Raw genomic sequence first — 17,005 nt, 5'->3', positions numbered from 1 at the left:
TTTGCTGCATTGGTTGCAGTCTGCGCTTGTCGTTGCAAGTTGGCTTGAGTGCTCAGGCACTCGCGACCCCTCCGGTAACGGTGCGTTGGCTTGGCTTCCTTTTCCAAGGAGCCCGGTGCGCGTATCCACCCCTGCAGCAGCAGGGTGTTGCTTCCGGTTCATGGTCGTTCCGCCACGCGATGACGTGGGCTGTGTGTGTCCCCTTTACCAAGGAAGACATCATGGAAATCTCCGGTGCGGAAATCGTTATCCGCTGTTTGCAGGAAGAGGGCGTTGAATTCGTCTTCGGTTACCCTGGCGGCGCGGTTCTCGAAATCTACGACGCAATTTTCAAGCAAGACAAATTCAAGCACGTGCTGGTCCGGCATGAGCAGGCGGCCGTGCATGCAGCCGACGCTTACTCGCGTTCCAGCCACAAGGTGGGCGTTGCCCTCGTGACCTCTGGCCCCGGCGCCACCAACGCGGTCACCGGCATTGCCACGGCTTATATGGATTCCATCCCGATGGTGGTGATTTCCGGCCAGGTGCCGACACCCGCCATTGGCCTCGACGCCTTCCAGGAAGTCGATATGGTCGGCATCACGCGCCCCTGCGTGAAGCACAACATCCTCGTGAAGGATGTGCGCGACATTGCGGCCGCAATGAAGAAGGCGTTCTACATTGCCACCACTGGCCGTCCCGGCCCGGTGATTGTCGATATCCCCAAGGATGTCACGCTGGCCCGTGCGGAGTTCCAGTATCCGCAATCGGTCAGCCTGCGTTCCTACAATCCGCCCACCAAGGGTCACCCAGGCCAGATCAAGAAGGCCGTGAACCTGTTGGCCGACGCCAAGCGTCCGCTGATTTATGTGGGTGGTGGTGCAGTGTTGTCCAATGCCTCGGCGCAAGTCACCGAGCTGGTTCGCTCGCTCGGTGTGCCGGTGGTGAACACGCTGATGGGCCTGGGTGCCTATCCGGGCGACGACCGCCAGAACCTCGGCATGCTGGGCATGCACGGTCTGTACGAAGCCAATATGGCCATGCAGCACTGCGATGTGCTGATCGCCATTGGCGCGCGTTTCGACGACCGCGTGATCTCGGTGCCCTCGCATTTCCTCAGCTCGCCCAAGAAGATCGTCCATATCGATATCGACCCTTCGTCCATCGCCAAGCGCGTGAAGGTGGATATCCCCATCGTCGGCAATGTCCGTGATGTACTCGACGAGATGCTGGGCCTGCTGCGCCAGACGGGCGTGCGCCCGGCCGCCGAGCCGCTGGCCGCGTGGTGGAAGCAGCTGGAGGAATGGCGCAGCCACAACTGCCTCAAGTTCGACCTTGAGAGCGACATCATCAAGCCGCAGTTCGTGGTGCAGAAGCTGTACGAAGTCACTGGCGGCGAAGCCTTTGTGACCTCGGACGTGGGTCAGCACCAGATGTGGGCCGCGCAGTACTACAAGTTCAACAAGCCGCGCCGCTGGATCAACTCCGGCGGTCTGGGCACGATGGGTTTCGGTCTGCCTGCCGCGATGGGCGCACAGCTGGCCAACCCCGATGCTACGGTGGCCTGTATCACCGGCGAAGCCTCGATCCAGATGAACATCCAGGAACTCTCGACCTGCAAGCAGTACCACGTGCCGGTCAAGATCGTGAACCTGAACAACCGTTATCTGGGCATGGTCCGCCAGTGGCAGGAATTCTTCTATGGCAACCGCTACGCCGAATCCTATATGGATGCGCTGCCCGATTTCGTGAAGCTGGCCGAGGCCTATGGCCACGTGGGCATGAAGATCGAGCGCCCGGCCGATGTGGAGCCGGCACTGCGCGAGGCGATGAAGCTCAAGGAGCGCTTGGTGTTCCTCGATTTCATCACCGACCAGAAGGAAAACGTCTTCCCCATGGTGCAGAACGGCAAGGGTCTGAACCAGATGGATCTGCCGCCGCATATGCGGCATCTCGTCGGTGGCGCTGCGCCGCGCGAGCGCGACTACGGCAACCTGAGCTAAGGAGGGAAACGACATGCGACATATCCTTTCCATCCTGCTGGAAAACGAAGCCGGCGCGCTCTCGCGCGTGGTGGGCCTGTTCTCGGCCCGTGCCTACAACATCGACTCGCTGACCGTGTCGACAACCGAAGATCCGACCCTGAGCCGGATGACGGTGGTCACCACGGGTTCGGACGATGTGATCGAACAGATCACCAAGCAGCTCAACAAGCTGATCGAGGTGGTCAAGGTCATCGACCTGAACGAATCCGACCATGTCGAGCGCGAAATGATGTTGATCAAGGTCCGCGCCACGGGCAAGGACCGCGATGAAATGAAGCGGATGAGCGACATTTTCCGCGGCCGCATCATCGATGTGACCGAGAAGACCTACACGATCGAACTGACGGGCGAGAGCAGCAAGCTTGATGCCTTCATCGAAGGCGTAGACCGCACCCTGATTCTCGAAACCGTGCGTACCGGTGCCTCGGGCATCGGCCGCGGCGAGCGCATCCTCAAGATCTGATTTTGACGGCCGGTTCGCCGGCCCACCCAAGCACATACAAAGGACACCCAAATGAAAGTTTTCTACGACAAAGACGCCGACCTCTCCCTGATCAAAGGCAAGCAGGTCACCATCGTTGGCTATGGTTCGCAAGGCCACGCCCATGCCCTGAACCTGAAGGATTCGGGCGTGAACGTGACCATCGGCCTGCGCAAGGGCGGTGCTTCGTGGAGCAAGGCAGAAGCTGCCGGCCTGCCGGTACGTGAAGTGGCCGAAGCCGTGAAGGCCGCCGATGTGGTCATGATCCTGCTGCCCGACGAGAGCCAGCCGGCCGTGTACGAGCGCGACATCGCCCCGAACATCAAGCAAGGCGCCACGCTGGCCTTTGCCCACGGTTTCAACATCCATTACAACCAGATCATCCCGCGTACTGATCTGGACGTGATCATGGTTGCCCCCAAGGGCCCCGGCCACACGGTGCGTTCGGAATACAAGCGTGGCGGCGGCGTGCCTTCGCTGATCGCTGTTTACCAGGACAAGAGCGGCAAGGCCCGTGACATTGCTCTGTCGTACGCGGCGGCCAATGGCGGCACCAAGGGTGGTGTGATCGAAACCAACTTCCGCGAAGAAACCGAAACCGACCTGTTCGGCGAACAAGCCGTGCTGTGCGGTGGTGCGGTCGAACTGGTGAAGATGGGCTTCGAGACGCTGACCGAAGCCGGTTACGCCCCGGAAATGGCCTACTTCGAGTGTCTGCACGAACTGAAGCTGATCGTCGACCTGATGTACGAAGGCGGCATCGCCAACATGAACTACTCGATCTCGAACAACGCCGAGTACGGCGAGTACGTGACTGGCACCGAAGTCATCAACGAAAAGTCGCGCGAAGCCATGCGCAACGCGCTCAAGCGCATCCAGACCGGCGAATACGCCAAGATGTTCATCCTCGAAGGCAAGACCAACTACCCGAGCATGACCGCACGCCGTCGCCTGAACGCTGCGCACCCGATCGAAGTGGTCGGCGAGCAGCTCCGCGACATGATGCCGTGGATCAAGGCCAACAAGCTGGTCGATCAAAGCAAGAACTGATCGCCATTTGCCGTGCCCAACAAAAAGCCCACGCAGTGCGTGGGCTTTTTGTTGGTGCTGCGAGCGGTGTACCAACTCAGTCGTGCAGGGTGCAATCAGCGCAGCGCATTGCACCGCTGTGCCTGTTGGCAAGTGAGATGCGGTGCGCTCGCTTACTGCACACACGGATTCCCTGATTGGTACGGAACCGCCAAGCCTGCCATCCCGCTCGCAATCACTCAGGCAGCGTAATCCGCCATCGCCTCGCCCAGCCGCACCGGCTTGGCCTCGACCCAGTCGGCATTGAACTTGAGCGCCGGCTTGGGAAACAGCATCACCACGGTGGAGCCCAGCAGGAAGCGCCCCATCTCTTCACCACGCTTGAGCACGGGGCCGCTGTCGCCATACTGCCAAGTGCGCACGGTCTTGCTGCGCGGCGGATTGACGACGCCATGCCACACCGTAGCCATGCTACCCACGATAGTGGCACCGACCAGCGTCAGCACAAACGGGCCTTGCTCGGATTCGAAGACGCACACTACGCGCTCGTTGCGCGCGAACAGGCCGGGTACACCCCGCGCGGTGGCCGGATTCACCGAGTACAGATCGCCGGGTACATGAATCATCTGTTTCAGGCGGCCATCGCAAGGCATATGGATGCGATGGTAGTCGCGCGGACTCAGGTAGATCGTGGCGAAGCTGCCATCGTCGAACTGCTTGGCCAGCACTTCATCGCCGCCCACCAGCGCGGCGGTCGAGTACTGATGCCCCTTGGCCTGGAAGATCTGATCCTTGGCAATCGGGCCGATCTGGCTGATTGCCCCGTCCACGGGGCAGATCAGCGGCGCATCGGCCAACGGGCGCACGCCCGGCTTGAGTGCGCGGGTGAAGAATTCGTTGAAGCTGGCGTAGCTGCCGATATCCGGGTTGGCGGCTTCGTCCATGTTCACGTTATAGCGACGGATGAAGTTGGCAATGATGGCGCGCGTGATGGCACCGCCGCGTGTGCCTGCCACGACGCCGGCAAAACGGGTGAGCGCCAGCTTGGGCATGAGGTGCTGGGACAGCACGAACAGTCGTTCTGACAAGTGAAGCTCCGACGCGGCAATATGAATGGGGGCGATTTTACCGCAGCCGGGAGACGGCCGCCGGAGGGTCGTGTCAAAGACAGCGCAACATGCCGCGGTTACAATTGCGGCCTACTCAGCCCATGCCGCGCGATCCCTCGCCGGCACACGAGGTGTACCCATGCATTCACTTCCCAAGCGCGCCATGAATCTGCGCCGCCAGAGCATCTATCTACTGCCTAATCTGTTCACGCTGGGCGCGCTGTTCTGTGGTTTCTACGCGATTGTCGCCGCCATGAACGAGCGCTTCGAGCCTGCTGCGCTGGCGATCTTCTTTGCCATGGTACTCGACGGTCTCGATGGCCGCGTCGCCCGCATGACGCACACCTCGTCCGAATTCGGCGCCCAGTTCGACTCATTGTCTGACATGGTCAGTTTCGGCGTTGCACCGGCGCTGGTCGTTTACGAGTGGGGCCTGCGTGGATTCGGCAAGTTGGGCTGGATGGTCGCTTTCATCTACTGTGCCTGTGCGGCACTACGCTTGGCGCGCTTCAATACCAATATCGAGTTAGTCGACAAGCGTTGGTTCCAGGGTCTGCCCAGCCCGTCCGCGGCGGCGCTGGTTGCGGGGCTGGTGTGGATTTGCCTGGAGTACAAGGTGGAGCTGTCCGAACTGGCGCTGGCTCGCTGGATTCCGCATGTGGCGCTGGCGTTCACGCTCTATGCGGGGCTGACCATGGTGTCCAATGCGCCGTTCTGGAGCTTCAAGGAATTCAATATGCGCAAGACCGTGCCCTTCGTGGTCATGCTACTTGCCGTGCTGGTGCTGCTGATCGGCGTATCCCACCCGCCGATGATGCTGTTCTCCTTCTTTATCTGCTATGCCGCATCGGGCTATCTGATGCTGATCTGGCGTTATTTCAAATCCCGGAAAGACGAGACACCCAAGTAAATCGGACAATATGTCTAATTTCTTGCTGAGATACTACAAAAATACCCGCGCCAAGCGGGTATTTTTGTATCCATATTGGACATTCTGGCGCAATGTGCGACTATCGGGTGGCATTCCATTGAGATCGCCACCATGCAATTGGACATTGAACATCTGATCAACGCTTTGGGCGGCCCTGGTGCCGTCGCACAGGCGCTCAGTGCAGCGTTTCCTGATGAGCCTGTCAGTCGCGCGGCCGTATACAAGTGGCGTGAACGAGGCAGCCTACCGCTCGTCCAGCTCGAAAAGCTGGCCGAGCTGGCCCGACGCCAACAGCGCAGCGATCTGATCCAAACCATGTTTACCGTACCCGATACCGCATCCGATTCAGAGAAGGCCGCCACCATGACCGACAAGCTCATCATTTTTGACACCACCTTGCGCGACGGCGAGCAATCGCCCGGCGCGGCCATGACCAAGGAAGAGAAGATCCGCATCGCCAAGCAGCTCGAACGTCTGGGGGTCGATGTGATCGAGGCCGGCTTTGCTGCCGCTAGCCCCGGCGATGCCGAGGCTATCCATGCAATTGCCGAAGTCATCAAGGAATCCACCGTTTGTTCGCTGGCGCGTGCTAACGAACGCGATATCCGTGCCGCAGGTGAAGCGATCAAACCGGCAGCGCGTGGCCGTATCCATACTTTCATCGCGACCAGCCCGATCCATATGGAGAAAAAGCTGCGCATGACCCCAGATCAGGTGGTTGATGCCGCGGTGGCTGCAGTGAAGCTCGCCCGTGAGTACACCGATGATGTGGAATTTTCGGCCGAAGACGCACTGCGTTCAGAGCCGGAGTTCCTTTGCCGTATCTTCGATGCGGTCATCAAGGCGGGGGCCAGAACGATCAATGTGCCCGACACGGTGGGCTATTCAATGCCGCATATGACCGAGGCCTTGTTCCGCAGGATCATCGCAGGCACACCAAACTCGGACAAAGTGATCTGGTCTGCTCATTGCCATAACGATCTCGGCATGGCCGTGGCGAATTCACTGGCCGCCGTCATGGGTGGCGCACGCCAGGTAGAGTGCACGATCAACGGTCTGGGCGAGCGTGCAGGCAATGCCGCGCTCGAAGAAATCGTCATGGCCGTTCGCACCCGCCGTGACCTGTTCAATCTGGACACCAATATCGACACCACCCAGATCGTGCCCGCTTCCAAGCTGGTGTCCACGATCACCGGCTACCCGGTACAGCCCAACAAGGCAGTGGTAGGCGCGAACGCTTTTGCCCATGAATCCGGCATTCACCAAGATGGCGTGCTCAAGCATCGTGAAACTTACGAGATCATGTCAGCCGAGTCGGTGGGCTGGACCAATAACAAGCTCACGCTGGGCAAGCTTTCGGGCCGCAATGCCTTCCGTACCCGGCTGCAAGAACTGGGCATCCTGCCGGACAGCGAAGAATCCCTGAATGCAGCCTTTTCCCGCTTCAAGGAACTGGCCGACAAGAAGCGCGAGATTTTTGATGAGGACCTGCGTGCCTTGGTTGGCGATGCCGGACAGGACGCGAGCGAGCGCTATCGGTTGGTTGCACTCAAGGTGGTGTCCGAAACCGGTGAGCAGCCACAAGCGCAGCTGGTGCTGACGGACAACGGGGTAGAGCGCAAGGTCAGCAGCCCCGGTGCCGGCCCCGTGGATGCTGTATTCAAGGCGATTGAGCAGGTTGCCGACAGCGGCGCTGATCTGCTCCTGTATTCCGTGAACGCCGTAACGGCAGGTACCGATTCTCAGGCAGAGGTAACCGTGCGCCTGTCCAAAGATGGCCACGCGGTAAATGGCCAGGGCGCGGATATCGATGTCCTTGTTGCCTCTACACAGGCTTATGTTTCGGCCTTGAACCGCTTGAGCGATGCCGGAGGCCGGGCCCACCCGCAGGGCTGATGCTTGATGCACCTGGGAAAAGAAAACGGCCCGTACCGGGCCGTTTTCTTTGGGAGCGTGGAATGCTTAATCCCGAATCAACTCACGCCAGGAAACGCGGCGCTCGGTGGGCAGTGAGCCCGAATTCCCCAAGCCCATGGTCTGGTTCTGGTTGTCCGAGGTCCGTGTCAGAACCACTGTCTTCATGCCCGGTAGCCGAACGATATTGATACCCACGGCTAGCGCGTTGGCGATCTTGGTGGCGGCATAGGTAGTTATGCCATCCTGCAGCAAGCCAGCCTGTTGGCAGTTCTGATAGTCAATCTGATACAGCCAGCTCTCCCCGCCCGAGGTACAGGCAGAGCTCTCAGGCTTGTTACTGGCCAGCACAAACACACCGAGTTGCAGCTTGGGGTCAATGTTGATGCGTTCGCCGGGTTCAGGCAGGTCGACATAGCAACCGCGCTTGGTGTCCAGATCTACTGCATTGGAAGAGGCAACACGGATGGTCTTGCCTGCATCGACACCTGTCGCTACCACTTGGTTTGTCAGCGTTTGTTGGACCAATGGGCTACCCGCGGCCCGTGGTGTGGTGAGCGTTTCGTGGGCCAGCCCGAAAGTACCATTCCCCTTATCACTTACTGAGTAGATGGTTTGTTGGTCCGTATTGCTTCGGTCAGAGAGACCCAGCAGCCGCCCTGTGCCGAACAGCACCATACGCAGGCCACCCGCACTCTCGCCTAGTTCAACCTTGGTGGTAATGGGTTGGCCGGTTTCAACCACCTTGAAGGCCTCGCGTCCAGCGGGGTCGATCGTGTTGTTGATATCGAACCGCCATACATTGCCGAGATTGTCACCGCCATAAACCCACTTGGTGGTGTTGTCGCGAACGGCATCCTCAACCCAGCCGTTGATCTTGCCCAAGCCACTTGGGGTGGTGGTGGAGCCCACACCGGTCGAGATGTCGAACTCTTTAACCCCGGTCACGGCATTGATGGCGTAAAGACGTCCCTGACCATCACCGGAACCTGTGACATTGTTGTAGCCCGAGGACACCAGTACAACCCACTTGCCATCGGCAAGCTTGGTAATCAGCGGATTGCCGAAGGCAAGCCCCATATGGGTGTCTGTGAATTCCCAGAGCATCTTGGGGTTGGTTGGCGAGGTAACGTCCAGCGCGAAGAAGCTACGACCACCGGCACCGAGACCGCCCACCAGAATCGTCCGCCAAGCCGAGCCGTCGTAGACGTCGCCAACGGTCAGGTGCCCGTCTACGTAATAGCGATGGTTGTTTTCATAGTTGGTGTCCGCCAGCTTGTGCAGATTGGGTAGAACCTCGGTAGGGACATAGGCCCACAACTCATTGCCGCCGGTGCTGTCCTTGGTTGCATCGAAGGCATGCAACATGCCGTCATTGGCGGCGACATACAAAACGGGCGACCGTGTCTCATGTGTTGTCTTGAAGCTGCTGTAACCGGCATCGGCATAGCTGAACTTGGGTGCGCCGACGAAGACGGGTTGCGTATTCACCACGTCCCCTAAGACATGGTCCCGCGCACGTAGTTTGGTACTGGTATCGCCCGCACCTTTGATCAGGAAGTTGTAAAGGTACTCGCTGTTGACGCCGGTGCAGCCAGTGGTGCATTGGGAGAGTTGAGTCGGGTTGAAGTAGGCTTGTTCAGCCGCCGTCAGGTTAGCCCAAGTGAACGGCTCCCGGTTATTGGTAGCGCCCGAGTCAAACTTGTAAATGGTACGCGTGCCGGCCACGGCCTTTGCATCCAGCAAGGGCTGCGTTTCCCATGTTGGCGTCTCCGCCAGCGTGCCACGAATCAAGTCAATCTCCAGGGCTTGCACATTGCCGACCCAAGTCTTGGTCTCGTAGCTGGCCACGTAAGCAAAGTTATCCCCGGCAACAGGCTCCAGGTTACTGGTGGCCGCAGCGGATGCCGCGCCGACCTTCGCTTCGAGCTGGCTTAGCGCTTTGGACAAGGAGGTGGCGACTGTGTCGGGATCTTTGGCGCTGAAGTAGGTGCCACGACCATTGACGGCTGCATGCCAGAGGTCATCAATCCGCTGCTCGGCGGCGTTGGCAATCGGGTTGGGCCATGACAGCGTGCCGTTGAGAATCTTGTTGTAGTCAATGGAGCCACCCGACTGGTACGCATCGCTGTACTTGAGGATACCGTCGACACCTAGACCCAAGGTGAAGGTCACCATGTTCTGCCTGCCGGGCATGGTGGCTTCACCCCGCAGATCGTTGGTGTAATAGTGCATTGCTACGTCTGCCAGCGTATTGCTGTAGCCGGTGCCGGCGAAGGTGTCCTGGAATGGCGCACCTTTACCGCTGTCTGCGTCACCTACTTCGGCGCCGCTGGCGTCATACGGACCAAAGGTAGGCAGTTCCGCGTTCGTGTTCCAGTAGCCGTCAGTTGTCAGCAGCGTAAAGTTCTGCTGGCAGCTGTACTGGATGGGGTCGGTGCCCCACTTGCCAGCATAAAGTTGCCCTGCGCGCGACAGTGCTCCGCGCAGTGGTGTGTAAGAGTGTGCGCGCGCGGAGAGCAAACGCGCGAACCAAGTTGCCTTGTGCGTCGTATCAAAATCCGAAATTGCCAGATCGTCCACGGTATTGGTGGCCGATTCATCACCCGAGCCTTTGGAGATGACCGAGAAGCCCACACGGAACTGGTCAGAAAGGTTATAGAAGGCTGCGGAGGCCGACGATTTCATGGACAGCATGCGGGTGCGGTAGTACTGGTACCAGTTGGCGAAGTTCTGCAGCTCCTCGGCATAGGTACACGAACTACCCGCACAGTCAGTGCGCTTGGTGTACTTGGTGTAGCTGGTTGTGGCCGGCACGATATCGACTCGCTGGAATACTGCACCGGTGGTGGACACCTCGGCAACGCCGCCGCTGAACTTGCTCGAATCGATATTGGAATCAGCGCCCGCGCCGTTATTGATGGCGGGGGTTACATTATTGATATCGGCCGAGAAGTTGGGGCCAGTGATAGTGATCCTGGCGCTACCCGTGCCAGAGGCGGTTGTGGTTTGTGCTGCGGTAAAACCAGTCCCACTCGCATTGATTCTGGTGACCAGCAACTGCGCAAATGCATTGCGCGACGCTGCATTGCTGCCGCTCTCAGTTGCCGCTGCGCCGGAGAAGATTTCAATGGCCCCTACTTTGATGCTGCCAACATCCATCGTATCCAGGCGCTCGATGGTGACTACGGCCGTGGGCTTGACACCCGACTGACTCAGACTCTGATAGCTAGGGTATCTAAAGACCGCCGTGCGGCTGGCCTGGCAGATGGTTTTGGCTGTATCGCTACACCAGATCGGCGGGGTCGTCGTCAAGAAATAGTATGGGCTATTCTCTGCGGTGCGGGAGTAATAGTCGCCATTGGTGTAATTGATGAGGCGGGCATAAAAGTAGGTACTGTTTGGATAGGTATATCCCGTCAGATTGCGCCGGCATTTATTGCTGTCGGTTGGGTCTGGTTCGCTGCAATACTCAACTTCCGGGTAGTTCTTGAGCAGGTTGATGGTTCCACCAGTCGCAAAGCGATCCGAGGAGGTGTTAACCGCTTCTGCGTTGGCGTTGGGAAAACTGGTTCCATCCGCTTTTTTTGGCGGCGCATAGCGCAACTCAGGGTTGTAGTACTGAGAATTGAAGCCCGATGCCATATAGGGGACTTCGCCAAGCCGGCATCCCGTGCGCCAGCTATCGATATCGTAGTGCGCGTTGCAATGGTAATTGCTCACGACGTAGTCCGGCGTGTAGTCCTGCCCCATGCTCCCGGAGTCATCAAGAATGAACAGCAGATTGGGCTTGACTGGTGGGGTGACATCAATCCCCAGCGGGTAATTTGCAATCTCGGTGAGCGCTGCATTGGCAGGCAGCAACTGGCCGAGGCATAACAATCCAACCAGTAGTTGCTGAAGTCGGTTACGCGTAGTCATTTTCTATCTCCTGCGAGCCCGGTGGGATCGCGTGGCACGGCACTTGATCGAATGAAGAAAGCCGGAAATCAGAGGCGAAGTACGGTCTGCGTGAAGCTCTCGGCATCCCGTGGGCCGACAATGCGGGTGGTGATGCGGTAATAGACCGCCGCAGAGCTGCCCAAGGCAAAGTTGCCGTAAGCCGCTTCTCCTTTGCTGCTGAACGACTTGTTGCCAGAGCCCGCGAGCGCACAATCATTCCCGCTGGCGTTAAAGTCACCCACCACCCGACAGAGGCGATGGATTACGTAGGCGTAGCGATTGCCATTTCCATCCGCTACCAAAGTACTGGGCTTGTAAGGGGCCGTTGCCTGGTTGGCGTACCAGTCGATGTTGTCTGTCAATACCGTGGTGCGATCACCTAAGGCATCTGTTCCACTATCCGGGACGGCGGCGTAGTAGCCGCTGGCTGTCTGGTTCTGGCTGAGCAGGCTGCGGTTAGCCCTCATCCATGCCACGGCGGCATTGGTGGCAACCTCTGCCGTTTGCAGCGCGGACTGCCTGAAGGCAATATTGTTGGACACCGCATTGCTGCTATCGACTGCGCGCAGCACGGCAATGCCGGCAATGGACATCAAGACCATCAGAACCAGCGTGATGAATAGGACGAAGCCAGTTTCACGAGAGGAGTGGAGCGTTTTCATGACGGGTTGGCCCAGAAAAGATTGCGCAACGGCACCGTGGTTTGATACACGCGGTACCGATAACGACGCTCAGCATCCGAGAGCGTAATGGTGGGGGCGCCTGTGCCAGACCAGAGCGGCAAGGTCGCCGGAGTGACCAGTGTGTTTTCCTGTGCTTGACCACGAATGACCGTGGCAAAACGTAAGGTGCGGATCTGGCGCCAGCCGGCGGGCGTGGTCGGGGTAACCTTATCGAAGGTATCGACCACCCCATCGTTATTCGTGTCTTTGCCGAACCAGCCTTTCAGATTGACCACGTTCTCCGCGATGGGTGTGTTATTCAAGGTCAGTGCAGCATTCTGAATGGCGTAGGTATTGGTGATGGGCAGCGCACCCAGATTGTAGAGGCTGGTGCCGACGCCGAAATTGGTATCCGTGGCGGCGGGCGGAAAGGTCACGCCACCAGGGGGGTTGTACTGATCGTCGACCTTCGGGCCGGCGCCGCAGTCGGAATCGTAGTTGCCGGGGTTGTGGATGATATTGTCGGTCTGGCCAGGCGTACCCGGGATGCCCGTGACCTGCGCAATCACACAGTACGGATTACCCTCTTCTGCCAGCAGCGTCACATCACCGGGACAGAAGCCTGCGCGGCTATTCACCTTGTAGTTGGCGTTGTTGCCGTTATTCGGCGAGGTCAGCTGGGCTGGAATCAACCGGGATTCACTGGTGCTATAACTGACGCGAATCGTGTCAGGCGCAGAGCCCGCCCCGGCGATGATGCGAACTGGTGCCAGATCAATCTGCATTGTCGTGGTGGCATCCACCGCCTTGTCCACGGCCAAGGCGGTGCAGCCCAAAATCGGGCCGTCGGTAATACCATAACCCGCCTGACGAATATCACGTTCCAGTATGAACGTGGAGAGCACCCCGGTCGTTTGGGAGTCGGCACCTGAACTGGTACGGCGCTTTTGGCCATCGGCAATCACGAACGCCTGGCTGACAACCAGCAACCCGATCGCGCCAATGGCCAAGCCAACGAGTAGCTCAATCAGGCTGAACCCGGATTCAATTGCACGAGATCTGTTCACGGTGCGGCCTCAGTTGTAGTTGACTTGTGTTGTCATGCTGTATTGGTGGGCCTGAGCCTCATTGGGGGCGCGCCAACCGATCGCAATGGTGACCTGAGTGCCATTGACTTCAATACTGCCGGTGCCGTTAGGGAGTTTGTCCTCGACCTCGGCAATCCATTCATCCCGCTTTTCTTCGGTTGAGCCGCTATCGTCGTCGAACGCGGATGCGCGGTTCTGGTCCGCCAGCATGATGCCGACAATCTGGTTAGCCAGAAAACTGGCGTCGGCACGATACTTTGCCTGCTCTGACAGGTTCACGGCGCGTGCCTGGATGCCCATCAGGCCGATCAATGCGACCGAGAACAGAACAATCGCGATGAGCGCCTCCAGCATGATCACACCCGACTGGGTGCCGATGGCCTGTTGCCGGTTACGGTGGTGACAGGTGTATCTCATGGACATTTTCTGGGATCTCCCGCGGTCGCGACAGCAGGGTCGCAGAGCTTGTTCTGGCCGCCTGCCGTGATGGCAATGGCGTACTCCTGATCAATGCTGGAAAGCGTGCTGGACGCGGTCAGCAGTTGCATCGGGGCCGAGGTATCGGCGTTGGTTGCGCGTCGAGTGCCTATGCCGGTAAAGGTGAGAATGCTGGTGCCAGTAGGGTTGACCGTGATGCTGGTGCTATTGCCCGCCCGGTAAACTTCGCGACTGCGGATGGTGGCGGGACAGGTGGTGGTGACCGCCGCACAGCCTATTGCCCATGTGCGGGTGGCGCTATCGTAACGAAACTCGACGCCGGCATTGCGGGTGAGGGCCTCCTGGCGCGCGAGCCGAACGCCGTCCAGTAGCGCTTCCGCCGCTGCGCGGGTCTTGCGTATCTCGAGCCAGCTGCGCATCTCGGGCACGGCGATGCCCAGCGCGATGGTCAGCAGGGCAATCGTGACCATCATCTCGATCAGGGTGAACCCGCGGCTTGACATGTCAGCAGCTGCCTTTCTTGCTGCTCAGCCAGCAGTTGTGCGTCGTGCTATCGATCACGGTGCGGCGATCATCATTCTGATTGATGGTGAAAGATACGCCGCTCAATCCTTCATTGGCCAAGCCGGTCGCGACAATGGTAAATGCGGAGGCCGTCGCAGCGGGGCTGCAGGCATAGGTAAAGTATTTGGGTGCGGCACCTGTGCAAGGACCGCCCACATAGGTGCGGTTATCCGCAAAGTACTGCTCCATGCGAGTCCGTGCAGTACTCAGCTCGCCATGTGCTTCGGATATTTTGCCGCGCAGCACGTAGTCGTTGTATTGCGGTACAGCAATCGCAGCGAGGATGCCGATGATGGCGACCACAATCATGAGTTCAATAAGGGTGAAGCCTTGGTGCTTGTTCATGTCGAGCATCCTCTGATGACGTTGGTATTGTCGTCGGTAAATTTACAAGAAGGAAATGACCTGGATTGATGGCAATTTTGGACGGATGAGCGGCGCACAGGCTCGGGCGGCTGCTTCATTCTAGGAGCATCAAACAATAAAAGCCCCGCGAGGGGCTTTTATTGTTTGCATGATGCGCGTGAGTCAGTCTTTGTTGGTACACACCGCGGAGGCTCCGAAGGGGCTGCCGGGCACACCACGAACAGTGGAGGTGGTGTAGCTGACGTCGATCTTCTGTGTCCGCTCGGTAATGCAGTAACCGAAGCTCGAATCACCCGCCAAACAGGCTGCTGCGGTACGCGACAGCACATAGTTTGCCGAGCTGGCCAAGCCTGGTGCAGTAACCTCGTTGGTCGACGTCGTTGGACCTTCGATCACCTGCGGGATGCTGGCCTTGATGGCACCTTGAACCCAGTTGCCGGCGTCGGAGATCACGCATGCCGTTGTGTCAAAGCCGTAAGGTGCGGCTTGGCTTACGGCAATATCGCAACCCGACTTTGGTGTTGCACTGTAGGTCGTGGTCGTGTTGGTCGTTGTCGTCAGCTTCTGGTTGAGCGTACGCACCACGTCTTGAGACGGCGGGGTGATCTTGATGTCGTTGTAATCCGCAGCCAAGCCGGGCAGATAGAACGCGGGGATGTAGGCGCGGCTCTCTGTACCGCTCACCTGAACGGTGGCCTCCACGATCCCTTCGACCCACAGTGCGTACACTTTGGGGTAGGTCAGTTTCGCGATGGCAACACCCGAAGCATCCGTGGTCTTGTTCTGTTCAATGTTGGCTACCAGACCCGGAGTCAAGACGCCATCACCGTTCACATCCTCGCTCGGGTCGAGTACGCCGTTGAGCGGGTCCTTGTCTTCGCTTAGACAAACTTTGGACTCCACGTTGAACCAGCTTTCTGCACCCGCCACAAAGTAGCCCTTGCTGAACTGCGTGGGGCGCCAGCGGAACTGCACCGAAACATCTTTCACCGGATTGCCGGCAGCATCGGTGACGATGGCGGTAATGTCCTTGACGTTGAGGTTGGTATCGCCGGAGACGCGGTTGGTCTGACCAAGGCGGATGAACAAGGCTTGTCCGCCCACGGTTAGCTGGATAGAGGCGGATGTATTGGACGCGCCGCTGACGGGTACGCCATTGACATCCTTCATGGTCGCGGTCACCACAACGCCATTTTGCTGGCTGTTGCTGCTACCGGCCGTGTAGGTTACGGAGGCGACGCCATCATCGTTGGTCACGCTCTGCGGTACGTTCAGCGAACCACGGGTTACGTCCTGAAGACCGAACTCGACACGGGCGCCCTTGACGAGGTTGTTGTTCGAGTCGCGGACGGTTGCGCGAATGGTGGCAAGGCTGTCGGCGGAGTTGGCCTTGAATACGGCAACAGTCGTCTTGTCTGCCTGCAGATCGACGCGATAGCCGGAGATGGCAACAAAGGAAATATTCCGGGTGGTGACGGGCGAGCCGCTCTCTGCGCTCACCTGGATGATGGCGTTACCTGCAAGGCTGGACTGGATGGTGGTTTTTGCAATGCCGCCGGCATCCGTTGTGACCGAGCCCTGAGCGAGCGTGCCGCGGGTGGCCGAGAAGTTCAGCTTGCGACCTGCAACGGCAACGCCGTTTTCTTGCCAGAGTGCGCTGACCTCGACAGTCTGACCTACTGGGAACGCAGCACCATCAGCGGGGGAGGTGATCTGCAAGTTTGCGCTGTTGACGTTCAGGGTGACCGCAGCAGACGCACCCATGGATTCCAGGCGGATCGTGTCATTGCCTGGCTTGGTGCCGGTGATTTGCAGGCTGACAGAGCCAGTGGCATCTGTCGTCGCGCTCAAAGTGCCATCAGCAGACTGGCTGGCAGCCGTGATCTTGTTGCCTGCCGACGAGGTAATCTTCACCGTCTTGTTGGCAATTGCCTTGCCGGCCGAGTCCACCACCTTTGCCGAGAAGCCAACATTTTGATTGAAAATGGTGGCTGCGCTTTCGGTAGATGGAATGACTTGTGTACCCGCGACGGCGACCGTTAATTCATCACGTACCGCACCAGAAACCGCCACCACTTTAATGTTGCGATTGGACGGATCACCTGCCGTTTGCAAATTAACCGTAGCAACGCCATTGGTGTTGGTTTTCAGTTCGCCACCGGGGGCAATAAGGCCGGAGTCTGCGGTCACGCTGACGGCTTGATCGGCCAGTGCCTGATTGTCTTTATTCTTGACCAGAATTGACAATGCAACTGGCGTGGTGCCATCGGAATTGAGAGTCGTGCTGCTGGCGACGATGGTCACACTGGCTGGGGTCGGAGACGGCGGCGGGGTTGTGCCGGTGTTGTTGTCTTGACTCGCTCCACCAGGGCCGCCGCAGGAACTCAGCAGCAATGACGCCGCCAATAACCATGCCTTGAGTCCCATGGGTGCAATCATATCGCTCGTCGCACGCAT

The 17,005-nt window shown here is 58.8% G+C and carries 12 protein-coding genes and 1 pseudogene; 5 read left to right on the top strand and 8 right to left on the bottom strand.

The features are described from left to right. Positions 1-221: 221 nt before the first annotated feature. The 3 genes and pseudogenes from O9X62_RS14875 to ilvC all read left to right on the top strand — a co-directional run. Positions 222-1,982 carry an acetolactate synthase 3 catalytic subunit gene (locus O9X62_RS14875; RefSeq protein WP_269533716.1) on the top strand — a complete coding sequence of 587 codons (1,761 nt, stop codon included), beginning with the start codon at positions 222-224 and terminating at the stop codon, positions 1,980-1,982. Positions 1,983-1,995: 13 nt separating this feature from the next. Next, positions 1,996-2,487 carry an acetolactate synthase small subunit gene (gene ilvN / locus O9X62_RS14870; RefSeq protein WP_269533715.1) on the top strand — a complete coding sequence of 164 codons (492 nt, stop codon included), beginning with the start codon at positions 1,996-1,998 and terminating at the stop codon, positions 2,485-2,487. Between the two features lie 48 nt (positions 2,488-2,535). Then, positions 2,536-3,555, top strand: a pseudogene (gene ilvC / locus O9X62_RS14865) (ketol-acid reductoisomerase); the annotation flags it as partial. 218 nt (positions 3,556-3,773) lie between these two features. Here the strand turns inward: ilvC and asd are convergent. Further along, a complete protein-coding gene (asd, locus tag O9X62_RS14860; RefSeq protein WP_269533714.1) occupies positions 3,774-4,622 on the bottom strand; it encodes an archaetidylserine decarboxylase in 849 nt (282 codons plus the stop codon). A gap of 160 nt (positions 4,623-4,782) precedes the next feature. On the opposite strand from asd, the gene pssA reads away from it, so the two are divergent. Together pssA and O9X62_RS14850 are read left to right on the top strand one after the other, a co-directional pair. Then, positions 4,783-5,553, top strand: a complete 771-nt coding sequence (gene pssA, locus O9X62_RS14855) for a CDP-diacylglycerol--serine O-phosphatidyltransferase (protein WP_269533713.1) — start codon at positions 4,783-4,785, stop codon at positions 5,551-5,553. Positions 5,554-5,685: 132 nt separating this feature from the next. Then, positions 5,686-7,470, top strand: coding sequence for a 2-isopropylmalate synthase (locus O9X62_RS14850; RefSeq protein WP_308446491.1), 1,785 nt, complete (start codon positions 5,686-5,688; stop codon positions 7,468-7,470). A 66-nt stretch (positions 7,471-7,536) separates the two neighbouring features. On the opposite strand, the gene O9X62_RS14845 is transcribed toward O9X62_RS14850, so the two are convergent. The 7 genes from O9X62_RS14845 to O9X62_RS14815 form a co-directional block, all read right to left on the bottom strand. Further along, a complete protein-coding gene (locus O9X62_RS14845; RefSeq protein WP_269533712.1) occupies positions 7,537-11,409 on the bottom strand; it encodes a pilus assembly protein in 3,873 nt (1,290 codons plus the stop codon). A 68-nt stretch (positions 11,410-11,477) separates the two neighbouring features. After that, positions 11,478-12,092 (bottom strand): hypothetical protein, encoded by a 615-nt coding sequence (locus tag O9X62_RS14840; protein ID WP_269533711.1) that lies wholly within the window; start codon positions 12,090-12,092, stop codon positions 11,478-11,480. Continuing rightward, positions 12,089-13,159 carry a PilW family protein gene (locus tag O9X62_RS14835; protein ID WP_269533710.1) on the bottom strand — a complete coding sequence of 357 codons (1,071 nt, stop codon included), beginning with the start codon at positions 13,157-13,159 and terminating at the stop codon, positions 12,089-12,091. The genes O9X62_RS14840 and O9X62_RS14835 overlap by 4 nt, the downstream gene beginning before the upstream one ends. A 9-nt stretch (positions 13,160-13,168) precedes the next feature. Then, complete coding sequence (locus O9X62_RS14830) at positions 13,169-13,597, bottom strand: hypothetical protein (protein WP_269533709.1); 429 nt, start codon at positions 13,595-13,597, stop codon at positions 13,169-13,171. Then, a complete protein-coding gene (locus O9X62_RS14825; RefSeq protein ID WP_269533708.1) occupies positions 13,594-14,121 on the bottom strand; it encodes a GspH/FimT family pseudopilin in 528 nt (175 codons plus the stop codon). The genes O9X62_RS14830 and O9X62_RS14825 overlap by 4 nt, the downstream gene beginning before the upstream one ends. Position 14,122: 1 nt before the next feature. Continuing rightward, the gene (locus O9X62_RS14820; protein WP_269533707.1) at positions 14,123-14,527 is read right to left on the bottom strand and encodes a type IV pilin protein; all 405 of its coding nucleotides are present in this window, start codon (positions 14,525-14,527) and stop codon (positions 14,123-14,125) included. 183 nt (positions 14,528-14,710) lie between these two features. Then, on the bottom strand, positions 14,711-17,005 hold the full coding sequence (locus O9X62_RS14815) for a hypothetical protein (protein WP_269533706.1): 2,295 nt from the start codon (positions 17,003-17,005) through the stop codon (positions 14,711-14,713).

The organism is Chitinimonas sp. BJYL2, assembly GCF_027257935.1.
GTDB lineage: Bacteria > Pseudomonadota > Gammaproteobacteria > Burkholderiales > Chitinimonadaceae > Chitinimonas.
The sequence above is the reverse complement of the archived record's forward strand: the minus strand, read 5'-3'. Positions and strand labels throughout refer to the sequence as shown.

What these genes read in the sequence shown, in the direction of transcription:
- O9X62_RS14815 (WP_269533706.1), bottom strand. Translation starts at nt 17,005, where the DNA reads ATGCGTGCGACGAGCGATATGATTGCACCCATGGGACTCAAGGCATGG.
- O9X62_RS14825 (WP_269533708.1), bottom strand. Translation starts at nt 14,121, where the DNA reads ATGTCAAGCCGCGGGTTCACCCTGATCGAGATGATGGTCACGATTGCC.
- ilvN (WP_269533715.1), top strand. Translation starts at nt 1,996, where the DNA reads ATGCGACATATCCTTTCCATCCTGCTGGAAAACGAAGCCGGCGCGCTC.
- O9X62_RS14850 (WP_308446491.1), top strand. Translation starts at nt 5,686, where the DNA reads ATGCAATTGGACATTGAACATCTGATCAACGCTTTGGGCGGCCCTGGT.
- O9X62_RS14840 (WP_269533711.1), bottom strand. Translation starts at nt 12,092, where the DNA reads ATGAAAACGCTCCACTCCTCTCGTGAAACTGGCTTCGTCCTATTCATC.
- pssA (WP_269533713.1), top strand. Translation starts at nt 4,783, where the DNA reads ATGCATTCACTTCCCAAGCGCGCCATGAATCTGCGCCGCCAGAGCATC.
- O9X62_RS14875 (WP_269533716.1), top strand. Translation starts at nt 222, where the DNA reads ATGGAAATCTCCGGTGCGGAAATCGTTATCCGCTGTTTGCAGGAAGAG.
- O9X62_RS14845 (WP_269533712.1), bottom strand. Translation starts at nt 11,409, where the DNA reads ATGACTACGCGTAACCGACTTCAGCAACTACTGGTTGGATTGTTATGC.
- O9X62_RS14830 (WP_269533709.1), bottom strand. Translation starts at nt 13,597, where the DNA reads ATGAGATACACCTGTCACCACCGTAACCGGCAACAGGCCATCGGCACC.
- O9X62_RS14820 (WP_269533707.1), bottom strand. Translation starts at nt 14,527, where the DNA reads ATGAACAAGCACCAAGGCTTCACCCTTATTGAACTCATGATTGTGGTC.